Genomic DNA, 669 nt, shown 5'->3' on the forward strand with positions numbered 1-669 from the left:
CTGAATGCAACGTAGCGTTTCTCTTGTCAGAAACGGCGCGGACAAGAGTCCGAGAGCCCGGATCGCAGCAACTCAAGGAGTACGTCATGCAGTTCCCCACCACCGCCCCGATCGCCGTCGTCCTCGCCGTCCCGGCGGGTCTGGTCCGCTTCATCGCCGCCGACCGGGCCGACACCACGGTCGAGGTCCTCCCGGCCAACGCCGCGAAGAGCAACGACATCAAGGCCGCCGAGCAGGTCACGGTCGCCTACGCCGACGGTGTGCTGCGGATCGAGGCCGCCGAGGCCAAGAACCGGATCCTCGGCAACTCCGGCTCGGTCGAGGTCACGGTCCAGCTCCCCGCCGGCTCCCACGTCGAGGCGAAGAGCGCCGCCGCCGAACTCCACGGCGTCGGACGCCTGGGAGACGTCACCTTCGAGGGCGCGCAGGGCACGGTCAAGCTCGACGAGACCGCCAGCGCCCACCTCACCCTGCAGGCCGGTGACATCACCGTCGGCCGCCTGGGCGGCGCCGCCGAACTCAGCACCCAGCAGGGCAACATCCGCATCACCGAAGCCCTGGGCGGTTCGGTCGTGCTGCGCACCGACTCCGGTGACCTGGAGGTCGGCGCCGCTCACGGTGTCTCCGCCACCCTCGACGCCGGCACCACCCACGGCCGCATCCACAACA

Annotated in this window: 1 protein-coding gene; it reads left to right on the forward strand. The window is 70.0% G+C overall.

Annotation, left to right across the window (positions count from 1 at the left end):
- Window positions 1–86 precede the first annotated feature (86 nt).
- A partial coding sequence (locus SGA01_RS40800) for a DUF4097 family beta strand repeat-containing protein (RefSeq protein ID WP_141303492.1) occupies window positions 87–669 on the forward strand: 583 nt, incomplete at its 3' end.

The sequence above is a fragment of the Streptomyces gardneri genome, assembly GCF_006539185.1.
Taxonomy (GTDB): Bacteria; Actinomycetota; Actinomycetes; order Streptomycetales; family Streptomycetaceae; genus Streptomyces; species Streptomyces gardneri.